We start from the raw sequence: 20,883 nt of genomic DNA, 5'->3' as shown, positions 1-20,883 counted from the left end.
CCTTCCTGCTCGGCGCCCTGTCCGGGCGCTGAAAACAGGACGACGGGGCACGCCGACCACGGGGGCCGGCGCGCCCGCTTCCGCTCTAGAAGGTCGCCCGCACCACGAAGGAGAAGCGGCGGTCGTTCTTGAACCACGACCTTGGCGCCTTCAGCAGTTGGTCGTCCAGCACCTGGAAGGTGCGGGTGGTCTCGTCCAGCAGGTTCACGCCCTGGATACCGACCTTGAAGGTGGGGTTGACCGTGTAGAAGAACGAGGCGTCCAGCTGGCCCGTGTCGTCCGAATAGATCGGCGCGAACGGCACGATTTCGTCGCGCGTCGTCAACACATATTCGGATCGCCAGCTGTAGGCGAGGCGGGCCGAGATCGTGTCGTTTTCGTAGATGGCGGCGAAGTTGAAGTTATGCTCGGACAGCGACTCGAGAGGCAGCAGGCTGGTGTCGATGGTCGGTTCGGTCCCACCGGGATTGGCCTTGTCGGCCTGCAGGTTTTCCTGGGGCACGCCCGAGCTGTCGATATAGGTGTAGTTGGCCTGGATGCCGAAGCCGGACCACCATCCGGGCAGGAAGTCGTAGAACTGCTGATAGGCCAGCTCGAAGCCCTGGATTTCGCCGTCCTCGGACGCGTTCGTGGGCCCCCGGACATAGACGTCGTAGGTCTCCCCGCCGTTGGTCAGGGTCCGCTCGTAGAAGCCGTTGGTGATCACGCCTTCCAGTGACTTGTGGAACAGGGCGAGCGTCAGTGAGCCGGTCGGCGCGAAATACCATTCCGCGGACAGGTCGAACTGTTGGGACCGGATCGGTTCGAGGAAGGTGTTGCCGGCCTGGGCCTCGAAACCCAGGAACTGGTTGTTGACGACGCGCGGCGTGATTTGCAGCTGATTACGGGTCAGGCCGAGATCAGACCGCCGGATCGCTTCTGTATAGCCGAACCGCAGCAGGAATTCGGGGGTCAGCCCGACCTTGATGTTCACGCTGGGCAGCCAGTTGTCGTACGTGTTCTCCGCATTATTGGGGATCGAGGCCCCGGTCGCGAAGGCGAGGGCCCGGGCCTGCTCCGCCGGGGTCAGCAGGCAGAAGGCGGGGAGGGAACTGCCCGGCGCGGGGGGCGTACTGCAGTCGCCCGAGAAGACCTGGGCCTGAGTCGGGAAGCTGAGCGCACCCTCCGCCGTAATGGTGGTCTCGACGTAGCGGATGCCGACATTGCCGCTGATCGAGACGCTTTCGCCCCAGACAGGGTCAGCATCATTGCTGAACTTGATCAGGGCATAGGCCGCCCGCGTCTGTTCATTCGTCGAATTGATCTCGCCGGCCGTGTAGTCCGTGCCCGGCACGACATTGGAGCGCATGTTCAGCGGCACCCATCCGCCGCCGCCCCAGATCTGATTGATGCCGAGTGCGAACGCGACAGCGGCGTCGTAGTCGCTTCCGGGATTGCCGGCGTAGCCAAAGGCCGTGACCGGCACGCCCATCGGCGAGAAGTCGAACAGGCCTGCATTGCCCAGGCCGCCCGTCAGGCGAGGCGTGCCGACACTGCCCTGGTCCAGCCAGACCGGTCCGGTGGCGCCATTCCAGATTTCCGACAGCACACCCCAGTTGTACAGCGAGTTGCGGGTGGTCTGGTCGCGCTCGGCAAAGCGCGCGCCGACCTTGACCGAGTCCAGCCAGCCAGCGTCGAGATCGTATTCGCCGTCGGCCCGGAAGGCATATTCGTCGCCCTCACTGTCTTCCTTGTGGTCCATGGCATTGCGCCAGTAGTAGTTGGACGGGTCCGCGAGGAAGGCGCCGATATCGCCCGTGCCACCAGCGTTGGGCGGAAGCAGGCCAAGCGTGGGCGTGTCGCCTGTCAGGTCGATGACGTCGATGGCGAAGAAGGAGTTGGCGATCTGGAAGTCCGTGTTCTCGACCGTCGACTCCACATACTGGCCATCGAAATTCAGCCGCAGACGATCGGTCGGCGACCATTTCAGATTGAAGCCCAGGTCGCTGGTGACGTAGCGCTGATCGACGCCGCGTTTGACAAAGCTGTGCTGGATGCCTTCGAGCGGCACCGACGGGTCGGCCGAGCGCCATCCGGCGTTCGAGGTAATGATCCCGCTGGTGAAGATACCGTCGTCGTCATACTCCCAGGTGGTCCCCGGTAGCGGTACCCGATTGCCTGTGTCGTCGACGATGGATTCGATCGCATTCTCGGTCCATGCCTGGGTGGACTCGGATCGCAGATACTGGACCGTGGCCTCCATGGTGCGGTCGTTCGAGCGCCATTGGCCCGCCGCCGCCAGACCCGTCCGCTCGCGGTCGAAGGACTGGGTCCGGAAAGCGAGACCCGAGGGGGTCCACAGGTCCCTGCTGGTCGATTGGTCGAGCCGGTAGTTCAGCGATTGAAGGCCGTCGGAACGCGACTGGAGCTGGGAATAAACGCCGCTGAGCATGAAGCCGAATTCACCCGCCTCGGTGTCCCAGCGATCGCTGATCAGCGCCGACACTGTCGGGGTGAGTTTCTGCTCCAGGTCGCCGTAGTTGCCCTCAACCGACAGGGCCATCATTCGGCCAGGGCTGTCGAACGGACGGCGCGTGTTCAGGTTGACCGTGCCGGCAATGCCGCCCTCGATCATGTCGGCCGAGACGTTCTTGAAGACCTCGACGCTGCCCAGCAGCTCGGGGGGAACGTCGGCGAAGGACAGGTCGCGTCCGTTGTTGGCCGAAAAGGTGTCGCGGCCGTTGAGCTCGGAACGGACAAAGGTCAGGCCGCGGACCACGACGCCCGAGCCCTCGACCGAGAAGTGGTCCGGGTCGTTGGCACCGGCGAAGCGGCTGATGGACACGCCCGGCACGCGCTGCAGCGCCTCGGTCACCGATCGGTCAGGAAGGGCGCCGATGTCTTCGGCGCTGATGGCGTCCACGAAGACGTCAGAGTCCTGTTTGATGGACTGGGCATTGCGCAGGCTGGACCGGATGCCGGTGACGATGATGTCTTCGACCTGGGTCGCTTCGGGATCCTGCCCGGCTGCGTCCTGGGCCTGCGCCGGGGTGGCGAGGAGCACCGTCCCCAGAGCCAGACCCGAAGCACCGCAGAGCAGGCCGCGCAGACGTCCACGCACAGGGGCGCCCAGGCCCAATTGGATAACAGCCACGATTTCCCCCCTCGGAGATGTCTATTTAACGACAGTCTGACAGCGCTGTCATTTTGTGACACTATCATGCAGCTTGAATAAGATCAACGCGCCCTCAAGCGCCTGCCCCAGGACCCAGATGACGCTCGATTCCCAGGCCGCCGCTGCTGCCGACCGTCGCCCCCTCCGGCGCATTCTGATTGTCGGCGGCGGTACCGCCGGCTGGATGGCCGCCGTCGCCCTTGCGCGCATCGCCGCCAATGGCGTGACCCAGGTTTCCCTTATTGAATCGGATGAGATCGGGACGGTCGGGGTAGGGGAGGCGACCATTCCGCCAATCCTGGCGTTCAATGCCCTGGTCGGTATCGAAGAGTCCGAGTTCATGAGACGCACCCAGGCGTCCTTCAAGCTGGGCATCGAGTTCGTCGACTGGGGCGCTCTGGGTGATCGCTACGTTCATCCATTTGGGGCGATCGGCATGGACATAGAGGGTGTGCCCTTCGCCCAGGCCTGGCTCAGGGCGAATGCCGAGGGTTTCGGCGGGGATCTGGCGGCGTTCAATCTGTCCAGTGTCGCGGCCCTGGCCAACCGGATGTGCCTGCCGTCGCCGGACCCGCGCACAGTGCTGTCCAGCCTGAAGTATGCCTATCATTTCGATGCAGGTCTTTACGCCCGCTTCCTGCGTGAGATCGCCGGCAGCCGGGGCGTGACCCGGCACGAGGGCCGCATCGCCGATGTCATGCGAGACGCAGGCACGGGCCATGTCACCGCCGTCCGGACGGACGACGGACGCGAGCTTGAAGCCGACCTCTTCATTGACTGCTCGGGCTTCCGTGGCCTGCTGATAGAGGGGGTGATGCAGGCGGGCTATGAAGACTGGAGCCATTGGCTGCCGTGCGACCGGGCTCTTGCAGTCCCCACGCGCAACATCGGCCCGCTGACGCCCTATACGCGCTCCACGGCGCGCGATGCCGGCTGGCAGTGGCGGATTCCGCTGCAGCACCGTACCGGCAACGGCTACGTCCACGCCTCGGCCTTCACGACCGATGAGGTGGCGCTGGAGACCCTGCTGGACGGTCTCGAGGGGGAAGCCCTGGCAGAGCCCCGGGGCCTGCGGTTCACGGCGGGGCGGCGACGGCGCCAGTGGGTCGGCAATGTGGTGGCGCTGGGCCTGTCGTCAGGCTTTCTGGAGCCGCTGGAGTCGACCAGCATCCATCTGGTTCAGGCTGGAATATCGCGCCTGTTGGCGCTGTTCCCGGATCGCGATTTCGAGCCGCTGCTGGCCGCGGAATACAATCGCATGATGCAGCAGCAGTTCGAGCAGGTGCGCGACTTCATCATCCTGCACTACAAGGCCACGCGCCGTGACGACACGGCGTTCTGGCGGTACGTGGCCGATATGCCGGTTCCTGACAGCCTGCAGGGGCGCATCGAGCTGTTCCGGGCCACGGGGCGGGTCTTCCGACAGGACGACGAACTGTTCTCGGCTGACAGCTGGCTGGCCGTGCTGCTGGGCCAGGGCATCCGGCCGCGATCCCGGGATCCGATGGCCGACACCTTGCCAGCCGAAACCCTGCGCAACAGGCTGGCCGGCATCCGGCACGTCATAGGCCAGACAGCTCGCGCCATGCCGGACCATGAGGCCTTTCTCAGACAATACTGTCCGGCGTCACTCTGACAGGCAGACAGCATCGCCCTCATTGGAGGCCAGGCGAATCTCGGAGACGGACATCGTCAGTTGCCCGGACGTCGACAGCTGGAACGGTCGTTCCAGCGCGGTCAGATCGCCCCCGGCCTCTCCGAAACAGGACAGCCGAATCTTGATCGTGCGCCATTGCCCCAGCGGACCATTGGTCAGATACGGCGTCAGGTCGAGGCTGCCCATGCGGGCCGGATCGGCGGCACCCGCCGAGAGGGTCACCCGACCCGTCGGTGTCGCGTCGACCCGATATCGGAAGCTGAGTGCCATTTCGCCGTTGGCCTGGCGACTCAGGTCGACAGGATTTCCCCAGATCAGCGCGAGCTGGCGCGGTGCGCCGGCAAAGGTGAAGCGCCGTCCGCTCTCCTGGGCGAGATCATCGACGACCGACACGCTGACCGCGCCCCGCGGACTGGCGATGGCGGCCTCGGTGCCTGCCCGGGTCTGGCCACCGGCATCTTCCAGGGCAAGGGACCAGGGTTCGACCACGCGTCCGTCAACCAGATAGTCCGCGACGCTGGAGCCGCCTGTGGCGACGCCGCTTTCCTCGGACACGGGGCCGACCGCCCCCGGCGCCCCATAGCTGAGGCCGTAGCCATAGGCGAACAGGGGGTCATAGTCTTCGTCGCCGACGTTCACGGGAGTCCCCGTTGCGTCCCTGGGCCAGGAAAAGCTCAGTCGGCCGGTGAAGTCGTGCCGCGGCGTGCCATCCGGCCCGCCGATCAGGACGTCGGCGATGCCACCGCCCTCCGTGCCCGGAAGCCACGCCGCCACGAAAGCATCCGAGGCGTTCAGCTCGGGGTTGACCCACATCGGGCGGCCCGAGAGGAAGACGGCGACCGTCGGAATGCCCGCCGCCTGCAGCCGTCGCAGCATGACCAGCGGTTCTTCTGGCTGGAAGTCGACGTGGCTGAGGTCGCCCTGGAACTCTGCATAGGGCGTTTCGCCGAACACCACGATGGCGACGTCAGGCCGGGTGTCCCAGGTGCCGTCCACGCTTAGCGTTGCGGTGCCGCCGCCGGCGCGTACCGCTTCCTCGACCCCGCCCCAGATCGACTGGGCATTGGGGAAGTTGGCATTGGTGTTGCCCGTGCCCTGCCAGGTCAGGGTCCATCCGCCCGCCGCCTGGCCAATGTCGTCAGCCGCAGCGCCGACGACCAGCACATTCGCGCCGGCACGGATCGGCAGGACGCCGTCGTTCTTCAGCAGGACCAGGGATTTGCGTACGGCTTCGCGCGCGAGGGCCCGGTGGTCGGGCGAGCCCAGCAGTTCAAGCCGTCCCTCATAGGGGCGCTCTGTCCGGAAGAGCCCGGCCTTGACCTTGGCCCGCAAAATGTGACGAACGGCCTCGTCGACGCGTGCCATGGGGATCTCCCCCGACCGCACCTGGGCAAGGGTGTTCTCATACAGCGGCTTCCAGCTGTCCGGGGCCATCAGCATGTCGATGCCGGCGTTGATCGCCTGGGGGCAGCTCTCGTTGGAACAGCCCGGAATCTGGCCATGGGCGTTCCAGTCCGAGACGGTGAAGCCAGTGAATCCCAGAGGACCGTAAAGCACGTCGCGCAGGATGCTGGCGTTGCCGGAATGTTTGACGCCGTTCCAGCTCGAGAAGCTGATCATGATCGACAGGACGCCCGCGTCGATCGCCTGCGGATAGCCGCTGAGGTGGATATCGATCAGCTCACGCTCGGTTCCGACGAAGTCACCCTGGTCCTTGCCGCCGAACGTGCCGCCGTCGGCAAGGAAGTGCTTGGCCGACCCGGCAATGTGACCGTATGCGATGGGCCCATCGGGGCTCAGCGGGCCTTGCAGCCCCAGCGTCATGGGGGCCGCGTAGCTCCGGGCAATCTCGGGATTCTCGCCATACCCTTCGTATGCCCGCCCCCAGCGGTCGTCGCGCGGCACGGCCAGGGTCGGACCGAAGGTCCAGTCTGCACCGGTGGCGGCCACCTCCAGCGCTGTCGCCTCGCCGATGCGATGGATCAGATCCGGATCACGGGCGGCCCCCAGGCCGATGTTGTGCGGAAACAGCGTCGCTCCGACCACATTGTTGTGCCCGTGCACGGCATCGATCCCGAAGATCAGAGGCACCACGGTGCCGCCGCGCGCCAGGTTGGCAGCCCGGAAGTCCTGCGCCAGGTCGACCCAGGCCTGGGCCGGCGCGCGCTCGTCCCCGCCCGGTGAGGAGTTCCCGCCCGCGAGAATTGAGCCGATCGGATAGGTCAGCAGATCTTCGGGCGTGATCGACGCGATGTCCGCCTGTATCAACTGGCCGACCTTCTCCTCGACAGTCATCCGCGCCAGCAGGTCGTCCACGAACGCTTCGGTCTCCGCGTCCGACAGGGCCGCCGGGGATGCGGATCGCGGCCAGTTCGCAGGGTCAGCCGTTGCGGCACCGGGATCGACGGGGGCAGCGAGCTGGGCGAGGGCGGGCTGCCCAAGCGCCATCAGGAGGACCAGGGCGGAAACGGCAACGCGCATGAAGGGGCCTCAGCAGTGAAACAGGGGCGGCGACGGTTTCCCGCCGCCGCCAGGCTTCCAGGAGGAGCTGGCTCTGAACCTGGTCTTCGGATGCTCGGCAAGGACACTGGCGGTGCGGATTGATGTCACGCGCCGTTTCCCCTCCGTGCGATCAGATCACCGCTCCGGGGCGCACATTCGCGTAAACCTGACAGCGCTGTCAACCTGTCAGGGGCAAACGGCAGTGGATCCCCGGACCGCCAGGGAATAGGGCACGAGGACCACTGGATCGTCCCCGGCCCATTCGTCCTGGTCCACTGCCGGCAGCAGGCGGCGTGTCGCCTCTGCCGCCATCTCGGCTACCGGCTGACGAATGGTCGTCAGGGGGGGCGTACTGAACAGGGCGCTGGGCGTGTCGTCGAACCCGGCCACAGAAAGTTCGAGCGGCACGGAGATTCCGGCCGCGGCCGCGCCCTGAAGCACACCAAGCGCCATGTCATCGTTGGCCGCGAATACGGCGGTCGGCCGCTCGCCAGAGAGCAGCCTTTCAACGCCCGCGATGCCCGAGGCAAAGGTAAAGTCACCCTCGACAATGAGCGAGGGGCGGGGGGGCACACCGGCCTGCTTCAGTGCCTGCTCATAGCCTTCCCGGCGCAAGCTGCTGGCGGCATAGTTAGCTGGCCCGGAAATGTGCGCTATTCGCCGGTGCCCGAGTTCAATCAGATGCCGGGTCATGTCGAAGGCGGCTTGCCGCTCGTCCATCCGGACCGAGATGCCCCGTGCCAGATCCTTTTCCGGGCTGATGCGGGCGTAGGCCACGCCTGCGGCGTCCAGAATGTCGAGAACGAGCGCGTGATCGGAGTTGGGCGGCGTCAGCAGGACGCCGGCCGGGCGGATCGACCCCAACAGGGCCACCATGTCCCGCTCCAGGTTGGCCGAGCCATGGTCGACGAGTTCGACCATAAGGTGGTATTCGGCCTGACGGCATTCCATCAGGGCGCCCAGCTCCAATCGGCTTAGGTAGTCGTTGCCGCGTCCGCTCTTCCAATGCTCGATGGTCAAATCGGCGTCGACAAGGGCCGCGATTATCGTTGATTTCGAGCCGGCCAGCGCCCGCGCGGAAAGGCTGCGTCGATAGCCCAGTGCGACAACCGCCTCCTCGACCTTTTCGCGCAGGGCACGGCTGACATTCGCTTCCCGGTTGACCACGCGAGATACGGTCTTGATCGAGACGCCCGCGCGGGCGGCAACGTCGTAGATTGTCGCTCCGGCCATGGTTGTCTTCCAGCACCCCGTTCTATGACTAATGCAGCGCTTGAGGCACCGCAATGGAGTGCGTCGCATTGAAATCCAAGGATCGTTTCGAGGAATCCTGTCGAAGTCCGGGTTAGCAATCCGGCGATATAGCGGGGCCGCAAGCCGGGCCATGGGCGCCAGGTGCCCCTTCCATCACGATAAACCTGTCAGGAGTCTTCGCGCTGGCCGCCAGCACATTCCGGCTGGACAGGCGGTGGCGGAGAGGGGGGGATTCGAACCCCCGGTACCCGTAAAGGCACGCCGCATTTCGAGTGCGGTACATTCAACCACTCTGCCACCTCTCCGCGGGGCCGTCGTATCCGGTTGAACGGACGGCTTCTCTAGTCGCAGAGGGGCGAGGCTGCAAGGGGGCGAAAGACGGATTTCAGCGCAGGACGGGCAGCGGCAGGCCCAGGGTCTGTCCATCCAGCGGGTCGCTGGCGCTGCGAGTGAAAAGCTCCGCCGGACGGCCGCCGGTGCCGGTGCTGAAACGGCCCGTGGCGCGCACCAGACCCGTACGTTCGACGCCCCGTCGGAAATTCTGCTTGTGCAGGGTCACGCCCGTGGTCGCCTCGGCAGCCCGTTGCAGGTCCGAGAGGGTGAAGGTGCCGGGCATCAGGTCGAACAGCACGGGCCGGTAGCGAAGCTTGCTCCGCAGGCGGCCGAGGCCGGTGGCGAGGATCCGGCGGTGATCAGAGGCCATGGGCGCGCCGGAGGGCAGGGCCGGGGCCGGCCGGTCGGCATCGCGCGCAGCCTCGACCACCAGGCCCGCCTCATAGAGCAGCTCATAGCGTTCCAGCACGCGACTGTCCGACCAGCGGGCCTCCGCGCCCGGGGCGAACAGGGCCTCTACGCGGGCCTGTTTGCGAGCGTCGCCAGCAGCCCAGGTCTTGAGGGCGCCCTCCAGCCCCGTCAGGGCGGCGGGGCGGCCCTGGCGATAGTCTTCCCACGGGAAGAAGTCGAGCACCGGCCGCCAGCGGGCGTCTCCGTCGTGGCGCAGGATGGCGGCTGTGTCGGCGGCGTCGGCGGTCAGGGCCAGATAGCCGACCGAGACTTCGCGCAGGCGCTCGGGGCCCTGGGTGGCGCGGGGAGAATCCCGGCCAAGGTCACCGAAGGTGTAGAGTTGCTCGACATAGCCCGGGCGAAATCCGGTCTGGTCGGTCACGAAGGCGCGCAGGGCCAGCTCGAACGTCCGGTCGCGGGCCGGGTCGAAGGGACCGAAGGGCAGGGCGGCGCTGCCGTCTTCCGCCCGGGTGGTCAGAACCACGGCCTCGCCCAGCCTCAAACCGATGACCACAGCCGACAGGCCGATGCGGATCCCGGTGGGCGAGGCGGGGCTGTTCATGATCAGGCCCGGCGTCCGGAGGCCCGGCGCGGTGCGCGGGGCGTCCAGGGGGTTGCACGGGGCGCGGTCGCCGCATCCCGCGCGGCGACCAGGGCGTGGTAGCGATCCATGTAGCGTGCCTGGGCGATGGAGGCAGGCTCGGGCCGGATCTCGAGCTCGTACCCGGCCGGCGGACGACCGAAGAAGCCGAGCGCCTCGCTCTTGCTGAAGCCGGCCAGCTGGGTGGCCTCGAAGTAGGCGCAGGCCTTGTCGGCCTTCTTGATCAGGGTCTTGATCGCCCGGGGTGTGCGGGCCGGCAGGCCGAACCGCACATGGATGGCGGTCTCGAGCCGCGCCTCGAAGTCCTTGTAGTTGACGCCAAGCGCCGACTTGAACGGAGAGATCATGTCGCCGATCACATACTCAGAGGCATCATGCAGCAGGGCGGCCAGCAACCACTGCGGCTCGATCTCCGGCTCGATGTGGGCGACGATCTCCTGAACGACGACGCTGTGCTGGGCGACCGAAAAGGCATGGTCGCCGATCGTCTGGCCGTTCCAGCGCGCGACCCGCGCGAGGCCGTGGGCGATGTCCTCGACCTCGATATCGAAGGGGGAGGGGTCGAGCAGGTCAAGCCGGCGCCCTGACAACATGCGCTGCCAGGCGCGGGGTGCGCGCGACGATGAAGAAGCTTCAGCCAAGTCGGTTCCTTTGATCAGGCGGTCAGGTGACCGATCCTGAGCGCGGGATCAAGAGCCGGAAGGAATTCCGCTATTCGCCGACGTTGAGGGTCACGAGGGCGCGGGCGTCCTCGAACACGGGGTCCTCACCGGTTTCCTTGGCGCGCACGACGGCGATGACCAGCGGCCCTCCGACCGGACCGCGGGCTTCATAGCCCACCAGCCGCCAGCCTATGCCTGTGGTCTGCCCGTCGGTGACGATCCAGGTGGCGCGGGTGGCGTCGCCCGAAGCCCGGGTGCGGACGCGGGTGCCGTCTGCGGCGGCCTGCACGCTGACACTGCCCTCGTCGTTGGCACCCTCGATGTTCACCTGGGATGATGCATCGTCTGCGTCGATGGAAATGCCCCCGATGCGGATGCTGGCCCGCTCGCCGTCGGCATCGATGGACAGGCCCGGGGCGCGGATATTGGCCTTGTCGCCTTCGGCCTCGACACGCACGCCGGGCGCCTCGACCGTGGCCCGCTCGCCGGACGCGGCAGCGGCTTCAGCATCGGCGCGGTCCTTTGCGGCCGAGGCATCGATGGCGGCGATGGTTTGGGGCATGTCGGCCGAGAGCCGGTCCTCGAAGGCCTTGAGCACTTCATCGACCGAGGTGCCGTCCAGGGGCTGAAGGTGGAGGGTGACCTCGGCGCCACGCGGGCCGGCATAGACACAGACCTTGCCGCCGGCCTGGGCGGTGCCCTTGCGGGTCAGGCTGCCCTGGGTCTCGGGGCACTGCAGGGTGTCGACGACGCGCAGGACGCCCTGGCCCTCGCCCCCCGTGCGGGTGGTGGTGATACGGATGCCGGCGTCGTCTCCGCAGGCGGCGAGCCCGCCGGAAACGATCAGAAGCGATGCCAGTGCAAGCGGCGAATATCGCATGAGCTACAGATCCTCTCTGGCCGCATCCTGAGCGGGTCGATGGCCGGAAATCCAGTGAAATCGCGTTAAGGCGAGGCTCAGCCGCCGGGACGCGCGCCCTCGCGGCGGTTCAGAAACGCAAGACGTTCAAAGAGATGCACGTCCTGTTCGTTCTTGAGCAGGGCCCCGTGAAGGGGAGGAATGAGTTTCGATCCGCTGGATTCCCGGAGTGTCGCCGGGTCGATGTCGTCGACCATCAGCAGCTTCAACCAGTCGAGCAGTTCAGAGGTCGAGGGCTTCTTCTTCAGGCCCGGCGTGTCGCGGATTTCGTAGAAGGTGCGCAGGGCCTCGGAGACCAGCCTCGGCTTGATGCCGGGGAAGTGGACATCGACGATCGCCTTCAGCGTCTCGGCGTCGGGGAAGCGGATGTAGTGGAAGAAGCAGCGGCGCAGGAAGGCGTCCGGCAGCTCCTTCTCATTGTTGGAGGTGATGATCACGATGGGGCGGGTCTCGGCGCGGATCGTCTCGCCCGTCTCCTGCACGAAGAACTCCATGCGATCGAGTTCCTGCAGCAGGTCGTTGGGGAATTCGATGTCCGCCTTGTCGATCTCGTCGATCAGCAGGACGGGGCGGGTGGGGGCGGTAAACGCCTCCCACAGCTTGCCGGGCTTGAGGTAGTTCCGCACGTCGTGAACGCGGTCCTCGCCCAGCTGGCTGTCGCGCAGGCGGCTGACGGCGTCATACTCATAGAGGCCGTTGTGGGCCTTGGTCGTCGACTTGATGTGCCAGGTGATGAGGGGGGCATCGAGCGCTCCCGCCAGTTCGTAGGCCAGGACCGTCTTGCCCGTTCCCGGCTCGCCCTTGACCAGCAGGGGGCGTTCCAGCGCGACCGCCGCGTTGACCGCAATCTTGAGGTCATCGGTGGCGATATATTGCTGCGTGCCCTTGAACTGGCTCATCAATGGTCTCCCGGCCTGTCGAATAGGTGAAGCGGTGGTAGCCCATCGCCCGGGAGGTGAACAGGGTTCAGGTGATCTGCTTGGGCGCAGGCGGGTCGCTGGCCGGGAAGCTCTCCTCGACTGCCTCATCCTGCAGCGCGTCCTGACGGCTGCCGGATTCCTTGACCCGCTCCTTCAACTGGTCGGGCTTTCCGTGCTCACGCTCGGCCTTTCGGGCAAAGGGAGCATCCGTGTCGCTGTCGTCCTTGCCGGAGGATGCGTTCGTGGGGGCGTCGGCCATCTCAGGCTCCTGTCTTGATGCGGGTGACGGTGTCGCTGTCGGCCAGGCCGGGGTTCTTGTCGTCGGGCGCCGCGTCTCCCGGCTTCCGGGTGAAATCGCGAACCTGCGCGTCCTCATCGACCAGAATATCGGTGCCGTCCTCTTCGCCCGTGCGGGTCTCGTCGAAGGTCTCGGACTGGTCCTGTTCGTCGGGCATGTCATCGTCCTGGGTCATGGTCATCTCCTATTGCGGAGAGAACGGACGGCGCGGGGCGGCGTTCCGTCAGCCGGACGCTCTTTCGGCGAGGGCGGCCGCCACGTCGGTGATGGCGGCATCCCATCCGTCGAACGCCCGAGCGAAGGTTCGCATGCGAGGGTAAAAGGGGTAGTGATCCGTCCCCAGCAGGTGCCAGTCGTCCGGGGCGTAGATCAGCCAGGTTTCGGCCCCGACGGCGGCGGCGATATTGGTGCCGGCGATGCCCGGGCCGATGACGACATCCATGGCCAGCGACAGGGCGGCCAGGTCCTCCAGATCATTCTTGAGATCGATCGGGGGCGTCCACAGACGGATCCCGGCAGCCTCGGCGGCCGCGAGATCCTCACTGACATCGCCGCACTGCAGATTGACCATCACGCAGCCCGGGGTGGTCAGCACGGGTTTCCAGCGCTCGAAGCTCGAGAAGTAGCGGGCCCGAACGCCTGTCAGCACCAGGCTCTTCCAGTGAAGGCCGACCTTCAGGCCGGGACCCAGCGCTTCAACCTCGGCCTTCCAGTGAGCCACCCGGGCCGGATCCGCCGTCAGATAGCCGGCCCGGTCGGGGAAGGCCGCGACCGTGGGACGGAAGACCGGCATCAGGCTGGCCATCGGCACCCAGGCATCGGCCTCGGGTGCATCCTCGCCCTCCATGAAGGGGATGTAGCGATAGAGCCGGCCCTCCATCTTCACCGCCTTGTGCCCGCCCACGATCGCCTTCGGGAAGGTCCTCTGGAACAGGTCTACCAGACGGGCCTCGACGGCGATGATGACCTGCCCGTCGGGGCCGACCGCCTCGATCAGGTCGCCGAGGGTCGAGCCGAACACCATTTCATCGGCAATGCCCTGTTCGCCGATGACCAGCAGCTTCAAACCTTTGAGCGGCTGGCCGGCCGGGTCCCAGCGGGGCCGGTCGACGACGGCGTGCATGGCCTCCGGCATGTCCGGGCTGAGACGGACTTCATAATCGGCCCAGCCGCCTTCGAGATCGCCGGCGCCCAGTCTGAGCAGAGCGCGGGCCATGGTCATCATGGCCGTTTCATAGCCCGGCTCGGCGCCGGGGAGGGCGGCCTCGATATCCGCCAGCGCACCCTCAAGGTCCCCGAGGGGCTGGCGCACATTCGCGCGATTGTAGCGGGCCTTGGAGAAATCCGGCTCGAGCCGCAGGGCTTCCTCGAAGAAGGTCAAAGCGGTGGCCATGTCGCCCTGGTCGCTCTGCACCGTGCCCAGGGTGTTCCACAGCAGGGCACTTTCGGGCTCCACCTGGATCATGTCGCGCAGCACATCCACGGCCTCGGCATAGCGGTTGGCGTCGCGCAGGACGCAGGCGAGGTTGTTGGTGGCATCGACATGGCCGGGCTCCACCGCCAGGAATTTGCGCAGCAGCTTCTCGGCGATCTCGAGCTGGCCCAGTCGCTGCGCGAGCCGGCTGAGGTCATGGGCGATGTTGTTCTCTTCCGGCATCAGGGTGAGGGCCGCCTCATAGGCCGACAGGGCCTGGGCCAGATGGCCGGACTTTTCCTGACAGATGGCGAGCACGTGCCAGGCGAGGCCGCTCTTCTCGTCGATCTGCAGCACTTCAAGGCAGCGTTCGGCGCCGCGTCCGTAATCCTGGACCCGGACAGCGGCGACGGCCGACTTCAGCAGCTCGACCATCCGGCGCTGCGCCTTCGCGCTGCCGGCCCGTCCGGCCAGCTTGCGCGACAGCCGGTTGAGCGCGTCGGTGGAGGCCGCGTCACCGGCCATGCCCTGGGCCACGGCAAACGGGCCGTGGGCAATGGGCGCCTGGCCTTCGGTCGATGAGGCGGGGGCGGAGTTCGACATGGACAGGTCCGGATCAGGCGAGTGACGAAGGGCCACCCTGGACCGTCAGTCACAACACACGGTTAACCACGCTTGTTTAGAGGCCTTTGGGTACAGTCGCGCCAGATTGCCGGAGCGGGACTGGAAAAGGGAGGCCCGCAGAATGCCGCTTAAACTGTCCTTGAAACCGGGTGAGCGCTTCGTGCTGAACGGGGCTGTGGTTCAGAACGGCGACCGCCGCAGTGTTCTGGTGCTCCAGAACAAGGCCAGCGTGCTGCGCGAGAAGGACATCATGCAGCCCGAGGAAGTGAACAGCCCCGCGCGCCGCATCTATTTCCCCGTCATGATGATGTACCTCGACGAGGCCGCAGCCCCGAAATTCCATGACGAGTTCACCTTGCGGGTCAGTGAATTCATGGGCGCGACGCGCAATCCCGAGGCCATGGCGGACTGTGTGGCGGCCTCCCGCCACGTCATGTCCCGCGAGTACTACAAGGCGCTGATGACGGCGCGCAAACTGATCGAATACGAAGAGCAGAGGTTGGGTCATGTCGCTTCAGGCGTACAGCAAGGCCGCGACGCGGACTGAAACTCCGCGCGAGATGGAATACCGGCTGTTCGGCCAGGTAACGCGCGCCCTGATTCATGCTTCCCAGGTCGACAAGAGCGACGTGGCGACCCGGATCGATGCGCTGGACTGGAACCGTCGGGTGTGGTCGGCGCTGGCGACCGACTGTGCCGACCCCGGCAACGCCATGGGCGAGGCCCTGCGGGCGCAGATTATCTCCATCAGCCTGTTCGTCAGCCGTCACAGCTCGGAGATCATGCGCGGTGACGAGGATTTCGAGCCGCTGATCGATATCAACCGCATGATCATGCAGGGCCTGGCACCCGCTGCGTCGGAAGCTGCCTGACGGTTTTTGCCGACCGGGAAGTCCTTGCCGGTCCCGCGCAAATTCTCTGCAGAAAAAGTGTTTGAAATCATGCCGCTGAGCCCTCGGGGTCGGCGGCATTTTTCTTGCCTGTGCGGGGGTGAACCAGAACCGGTTCGACGGTCAGAAGACCGTTAACCCAACCGACCAGAATGGAAGGACCCGCCGATGAGCAATTCGGTCAACACCAACGTGGGCGCGATGATCGCGCTCCAGAACCTGAACGCCACCAACACCGAACTGGCGACGACCCAAAGCCGGATCAACACCGGCAAGAAGATCTCGTCGGTCAAGGACAATGGGGCCATCTGGGCAATCGCCCAGGGGCAACGGGCCGAAATCGGAGCGCTGGGGGCGGTCAAACAGTCACTGGACCGGGGCGTTGCTGCGGTCGATGTGGCCCTGGCGGCGGGCGAGACGGTCTCTGACCTCTTGCTGCAACTGAAGGAGAAGGCCCTGGCGGCGACGGATGCGTCGCTCAAGACGGCGGCGCGTGCTGCCCTGAACGAGGACTTCAAGGCCCTGCGTGACCAGATCGCGACAGTGACCGCCAACGCCGAATTCAACGGGATCAACCTGCTGAAGACCGGCGCCACCGGTTTCAACGCCCTGGCCAATGCGCAAGGCAACGCCACCATCACCGTTGGAGCGGAGGTGATGGCGCTCGGAAGCACCAATGTGACGGTCAGCGCGACCCAGTCGATCGAAACGCTCACCAAGGCGTCGGCCTCTCTCGCAGTGGTCAATGCCTCCATCGACAACGTCTCGGGCGCCCTGGCGCGTCTGGGCACCAAGTCGAAGGCCCTGGGCACCCACCTCAAGTTCGTCGGCAATCTGTCCGACACGCTCGAGTCGGGGGTGGGCAATCTGGTCGATGCGGATCTGGCGAAGGAGAGCGCCAAACTCCAGGCCCTGCAGACGAAGCAGCAGCTGGGAGTGCAGGCCCTGTCCATCGCGAACCAGACCCCGCAGCTGGTGCTGTCGCTGTTCCGCTAGGTTTCGGGTTCAGCCAACCTTGGGGCCGGAAGGTGATCCTTCCGGCCCCTCGTTATGTCGGGATCAGGACAGCCCGGGGAGGGCGTGGCTCCAGGCGTCGAAGGTCCACTTCAGCACCCGCCAGATGACTTCCCAGGCCAGCCAGACGAAGACGGTGAAGCCCACCACGCCGATCCATCCGGCCGCGATGAAATAGCCGTCCCTCTGCATCAGGCCGAAGCCGAAGGTCGCCATGACGATGGCCGGCACCATATTGCCGCCCCAGATCGGCAGAATCAGGATGGTGGCGAGCGCCGCCGAGGCGATACCGATGGCGATCTGGGCCACCTGCGAGGTCATGAACAGCAGACGCGGGCGCGACAGCCGCTCGAATTTGCGGATGGTCGGCAGCACACGCGCCACGGCCGAGCGGTAGGTGGAGCGATCCATCGACCCCTTCAGGGCCCATTTCGGCATCCATACCTGGTCCGACTGAAAGGTCAGCTGCAACGCCAGCAGCAACAGCGGCGCGCCCAGTACGGTGGTCGAGCCCGGCGGCAGGGGCAGGGCATTGATCAGCCCGAGGAAGACCATGAGGGCGCCGAAGCCGCGCTCGCCGAACGCATTGACCAGTTCGCCCATGTAGAGCTTGGGCCGATCCGGTTCGCCGAGGTCCTCAAGCACCGTCGAGAAGCGGCGCGCGTCGGCTTCATAATCATAGTCGGGCATGGCGCGTCAGCCGGCTGGAGGGGACACCCCATCTAGGCATGTCGGCGCGGTGGCGCCACTTAACAAACCGCAATGACCGGCCTTACGTTGCCTGGGCACCTTGTTCCAGGTCGACGTCCAGCCCCTGCTCGCGCACCTTGCGGTAGAGGGTGGAGCGGCCGATGCCGAGCCGGCGCGCGATCTCGGACATATGGCCGGCATAGACCTCGATCGCATGCTGGATCAGGTCGCGTTCAATCTCTTCCAGGGTCCGAAGGTGTCCCTTGCCGTCCAGGATACGCACGGGCGCATCGGGCATGGGCTGGAGATCTGCGGCAGCCGCCGCGGTGGTCGGCGCGGAGGCGGCATCGACCTCGGGCGTCGGCATGGCCACACCGGAAATCGCCGGGAAGTCATGCGGCTTCAGGAAGGGGCCGTCGGCCAGCACGATGGCGCGATAGACGGCATTCTCCAGCTGCCGGACGTTGCCGGGCCAGTCGAAGGCCTTGAGCAGTTCGGCGGTCTCGGGGGCGCAGCCGACGACGCGCTTGCCTTCCTCGACGTTGAAACGGCCAATGAAGTGATCGACCAGAGCCGGGACGTCCTCGCGCCGGTCGCGCAGGGCCGGGGCCTCGATCGGAAAGACGTTCAGGCGATAGAACAGGTCCTCGCGGAAGGCACCGGCGGCGACCTGCCGGTCCAGCTCACGGTTGGTGGCCGACACGATCCGCACATCGACCTTGACCGGCCGCTTGGAGCCGACCGGATCGATCTCGCCCTCCTGCAGCGCGCGCAGCAGCTTGACCTGCATGTCGAGGGGCAGTTCGCCGATCTCGTCGAGGAACAGGGTGCCGCCGTCGGCCTCCTTGAACTTGCCGAGGTGTTTGTCGTGGGCGCCGGTGAAGCTGCCCTTCTCGTGACCAAACAGGATGGACTCGACCAGATTGGCCGGCAGGGCGCCACAGTTCACGGCCACGAAGGGCCGTCCGGCCCGGTCGGAGGCACCATGAAGGGCGCGGGCGATGACTTCCTTGCCGACGCCGCTCTCGCCGGTGATCAGAACCGGAATGGTCGAACGGGCGGCGCGCACGCCCAGCGCCTTGACCATGCGCATCGGGGGGCTGTCGCCGACCAGATCGTCAAAGGTCGTGCGACCCGAATTGTGTTTCTTCAGACGTCCGACCTCGGCGGTCAGCTGGGTCATCTGCAGGGCGTTACGCACCCCCACCAGCAGACGCTCGGCGGACACCGGCTTGACGAAGAAGTCCTGGGCGCCGGCCTGCATGGCCTTGACCACGCTTTCGATGCCCGCATTGGCGGTCAGCACGATCACGGGGGTGGTCACGCCCGCCGCGCGCAGTTCCGCCAGGCACTCCAGCCCCGACATGCCAGGCATGACCATGTCCAGCAGGACCACATCGGCCCCGCCGCCGGTGGTGAGGCAATCAATCGCCTCGCCGCCGTTCTCGGCCTGGCTGACGGCGAAGCCCTCGCGCTCCAGTACCGCCTGGACCAGGCGGCGTTGGGTCGGATCGTCGTCGACGACCAGAACGGTCTTGGCCATGGGGCACCCCTTGTCATCACCTGTGGCCGATCTCGGGGCAGGCCCCGGACTGGCTCGTTTCGGGACGGGTGTACCCCGGATGCGGTGAAGATCGGGTTGTCCGGCGTGGTGTTCGGGGGGTTAACGGGGCCCGCCATCGATGTCTGCGTCCGCCCGGGAACCACTCTCGGGGCAAAGGGCGCGACTGTTGCTTTGTGGAGAAACCGCAGGACCGTCACCGAATGCGAGAGGCGGCCAGCGAGGTTCCTCGGTCCGGATGGGTCCAGAACGGAGTCTGTCGCCGGCGTCCCCCCGATCTCCGCCCACGCAACGCACGTGCGCGTAGCTCGCCTGCCGCTTCCACGCCCCATTCTCATCCCGTGCCCAGAGCGTAGTAAGGGCGCCTCGCGCGACGAGAATTTCGAGGTTTCCGTCGTTGTCGAGATCGATCGGTCTGGCGACACACACATACGCATCGCCGCATCCATAACGAGCGTCGCCCGGGCGTAGGGGGCCCAGAAAGTCCTTCGGCAGGTCGGTTCCGACGACTTCAAACGCGGGAGCGCGGGCGGGCAGCCCCTCCGTCTGGTTTTGCCACCGGTCTTCAAGTTCGTTGGCGTCGGTAGCACGGCGCGCCACCTCGGCGTCCTTTGACTTCGTCAGACGCTCCAGCGCGGCCTTGCCCGCCTTGCCGCTCTCGAAGCGGAGGAAGCGATAGTCGAACTGCTCGGGCGTGACGTCGCCGCGCTCAAGGCGGGCCATCTGGTCCATGACCGACAGGCGGGCGGGGTCCAGCACCGGGCTGAACAGCAGGACAATCAGCACCACGGCCAGCGCGCCGGTGCCGATATTGGTTCGCTCCAGCGGCCGCATCCAGTCGCCTCTCCGCAGGCTCGACAGGGCGGCCCAGCCGTAGCCGACGGCATAGGCGACACCGACGAGGATACAGGCCGCAGCAATGACCCGGTCCGGGGTCAGGCCGTACTGGCCGATCCGCAGGGCCAGACCTGAGGTGGCAACCCCGATCAGGGGGATGAGCAGGAACCCTCCGGCTATGGCGGCCCAGCGCAGCACAAGCGGCGGGCGGGTGTCTTCGGTGCCGTCCTGATAGGCGGTGTTGATCAGGACGATCAGGACGGCGGCAGCGGCCAGCATCAGAGCGGTGGCCGACCCCTGCTCCCACAGCCCGGACAGGCCGGTGAAGGGCAGGGCGAACAGGAAGGCGGCCGTCAGCGCTGCGATGACCGGCAACAGCCACGACAGCAGCATCAGGATAACGGCGCGCACCCCCCGGATCAGGCCGTCGCGCACATCGGTCAGATGGACGGCCAGGGCAAAGGTCACGCTGGTCAGCGGCAGGTTGATCCAGGGCTCGGCCAGCAGGTTTCCGAAGGCCCGGATGCCGATCAGGTAGAACAGGCCCGCCCCGAGGAGCAGCAGCAGCCAGAGGGCACCGGTGAAGCCGACCGACAGGGCCAGCTGCACACCGGCCTTCCAGGCGACATCGAAGTAGAGCGGGTAGGGGGCGATTCGTTGGCCGGCCAGGTCGGCCGGGACGATCAGGTGGTGGGCGATGAACAGGGCGGCCGCAAGGAAGGGGAACAGAGGGAGAGACAGGAAGGGCTCTCGCTGATCCATCAACGCCTGTCGCGCCACGTCGTACCAGCCAAGGAAAGCAAGCAGGGCGCAGGCGACCACGCCCCAGATGGCCAGCGATCGCAGCTTCAGTGGGCCCAGCCCGCCCAGCAGGATGACGGGCAGGTAGAGCGAGACGAGCGCCAGAGGGCCGAAAATCTCTGGTTGGGTCGCCGGCCACAGAAGGGGCTGGTCATCAATGCTGAGAAAGAGGCCGTAGAGCGCAAAGCCCTGGAACAGACCGATCAGCAGGCGCGGCAGGATCAGGCTGTGATGGCCGGACGCCATGGACGCCCGTGTGGTGGTGTCGGCATCGGTCATGGTGGTCCTCCCCTGAGGGTATC

17 protein-coding genes and 1 tRNA gene are annotated in these 20,883 nt (G+C 66.3%); 4 read left to right on the top strand and 14 right to left on the bottom strand.

What is annotated here, in order from left to right; translation table 11 throughout:
* Nucleotides 1-85: 85 nt before the first annotated feature.
* Nucleotides 86-3,133, bottom strand: coding sequence for a TonB-dependent receptor (locus J7346_RS08855; RefSeq protein WP_209119548.1), 3,048 nt, complete (start codon nt 3,131-3,133; stop codon nt 86-88).
* A gap of 118 nt (nt 3,134-3,251) precedes the next feature.
* Between J7346_RS08855 and J7346_RS08850 the strand changes: the two genes are divergently transcribed.
* Entirely contained in the window at nt 3,252-4,790 is a 1,539-nt protein-coding gene (locus tag J7346_RS08850) for a tryptophan halogenase family protein (protein ID WP_209119547.1), read from the top strand.
* Here the strand turns inward: J7346_RS08850 and J7346_RS08845 are convergent.
* The 10 genes from J7346_RS08845 to J7346_RS08800 form a co-directional block, all read right to left on the bottom strand.
* Entirely contained in the window at nt 4,782-7,292 is a 2,511-nt protein-coding gene (locus J7346_RS08845) for an exo 1,3/1,4-beta-D-glucan glucohydrolase (protein ID WP_209119546.1), read from the bottom strand. The two genes, J7346_RS08850 and J7346_RS08845, sit on opposite strands and share 9 nt — an antisense overlap.
* Before the next feature lie 207 nt (nt 7,293-7,499).
* Complete coding sequence (locus J7346_RS08840) at nt 7,500-8,546, bottom strand: LacI family DNA-binding transcriptional regulator (RefSeq protein WP_209119545.1); 1,047 nt, start codon at nt 8,544-8,546, stop codon at nt 7,500-7,502.
* Between the two features lie 236 nt (nt 8,547-8,782).
* Nucleotides 8,783-8,872: transfer RNA gene (locus J7346_RS08835), tRNA-Ser, on the bottom strand.
* 80 nt (nt 8,873-8,952) lie between these two features.
* Complete coding sequence (locus tag J7346_RS08830; protein WP_209119544.1) at nt 8,953-9,912, bottom strand: NAD regulator; 960 nt, start codon at nt 9,910-9,912, stop codon at nt 8,953-8,955.
* Nucleotides 9,913-9,914: 2 nt separating this feature from the next.
* Nucleotides 9,915-10,544 carry an HD family hydrolase gene (locus tag J7346_RS08825; protein ID WP_209119543.1) on the bottom strand — a complete coding sequence of 210 codons (630 nt, stop codon included), beginning with the start codon at nt 10,542-10,544 and terminating at the stop codon, nt 9,915-9,917.
* 118 nt (nt 10,545-10,662) lie between these two features.
* Nucleotides 10,663-11,493 carry a methyltransferase type 11 gene (locus tag J7346_RS08820; protein ID WP_209119542.1) on the bottom strand — a complete coding sequence of 277 codons (831 nt, stop codon included), beginning with the start codon at nt 11,491-11,493 and terminating at the stop codon, nt 10,663-10,665.
* 77 nt (nt 11,494-11,570) lie between these two features.
* Nucleotides 11,571-12,431 (bottom strand): MoxR family ATPase, encoded by an 861-nt coding sequence (locus tag J7346_RS08815; protein ID WP_209119541.1) that lies wholly within the window; start codon nt 12,429-12,431, stop codon nt 11,571-11,573.
* Between the two features lie 67 nt (nt 12,432-12,498).
* Nucleotides 12,499-12,711 carry a hypothetical protein gene (locus J7346_RS08810; protein ID WP_209119540.1) on the bottom strand — a complete coding sequence of 71 codons (213 nt, stop codon included), beginning with the start codon at nt 12,709-12,711 and terminating at the stop codon, nt 12,499-12,501.
* Between the two features lies 1 nt (nt 12,712).
* The gene (locus J7346_RS08805; protein ID WP_209119539.1) at nt 12,713-12,925 is read right to left on the bottom strand and encodes a hypothetical protein; all 213 of its coding nucleotides are present in this window, start codon (nt 12,923-12,925) and stop codon (nt 12,713-12,715) included.
* Nucleotides 12,926-12,973: 48 nt separating this feature from the next.
* Complete coding sequence (locus J7346_RS08800; protein ID WP_209119538.1) at nt 12,974-14,767, bottom strand: tetratricopeptide repeat protein; 1,794 nt, start codon at nt 14,765-14,767, stop codon at nt 12,974-12,976.
* Nucleotides 14,768-14,909: 142 nt separating this feature from the next.
* Here J7346_RS08800 and flbT point away from each other — a divergent pair, with 142 nt between their 5' ends.
* The 3 genes from flbT to J7346_RS08785 all read left to right on the top strand — a co-directional run bounded on the left by flbT (nt 14,910) and on the right by J7346_RS08785 (nt 16,674).
* Nucleotides 14,910-15,335 (top strand): flagellar biosynthesis repressor FlbT, encoded by a 426-nt coding sequence (gene flbT / locus J7346_RS08795; protein ID WP_209119537.1) that lies wholly within the window; start codon nt 14,910-14,912, stop codon nt 15,333-15,335.
* A complete protein-coding gene (gene flaF, locus J7346_RS08790; protein ID WP_209119536.1) occupies nt 15,295-15,660 on the top strand; it encodes a flagellar biosynthesis regulator FlaF in 366 nt (121 codons plus the stop codon). Before flbT ends, flaF begins: the two co-directional genes overlap by 41 nt.
* 186 nt (nt 15,661-15,846) lie before the next feature.
* Entirely contained in the window at nt 15,847-16,674 is an 828-nt protein-coding gene (locus J7346_RS08785; RefSeq protein ID WP_209119535.1) for a flagellin, read from the top strand.
* A gap of 63 nt (nt 16,675-16,737) precedes the next feature.
* Here the strand turns inward: J7346_RS08785 and J7346_RS08780 are convergent, their stop codons facing one another.
* The 3 genes from J7346_RS08780 to J7346_RS08770 all read right to left on the bottom strand — a co-directional run bounded on the left by J7346_RS08780 (nt 16,738) and on the right by J7346_RS08770 (nt 20,860).
* Nucleotides 16,738-17,382 carry an exopolysaccharide biosynthesis protein gene (locus J7346_RS08780; RefSeq protein WP_209119534.1) on the bottom strand — a complete coding sequence of 215 codons (645 nt, stop codon included), beginning with the start codon at nt 17,380-17,382 and terminating at the stop codon, nt 16,738-16,740.
* A gap of 82 nt (nt 17,383-17,464) precedes the next feature.
* The gene (locus J7346_RS08775) at nt 17,465-18,925 is read right to left on the bottom strand and encodes a sigma-54 dependent transcriptional regulator (RefSeq protein WP_209119533.1); all 1,461 of its coding nucleotides are present in this window, start codon (nt 18,923-18,925) and stop codon (nt 17,465-17,467) included.
* A 120-nt stretch (nt 18,926-19,045) separates the two neighbouring features.
* Nucleotides 19,046-20,860: a DUF4153 domain-containing protein gene (locus tag J7346_RS08770; RefSeq protein ID WP_209119532.1), complete on the bottom strand. Its 1,815-nt coding sequence runs from the start codon at nt 20,858-20,860 to the stop codon at nt 19,046-19,048.
* Between the last annotated feature and the right edge of the window lie 23 nt (nt 20,861-20,883).

It is taken from the genome of Brevundimonas sp. A19_0 (assembly GCF_017744255.1).
Taxonomy (GTDB): Bacteria; Pseudomonadota; Alphaproteobacteria; order Caulobacterales; family Caulobacteraceae; genus Brevundimonas.
This window is presented reverse-complemented; position numbering and strand designations above follow the sequence as displayed.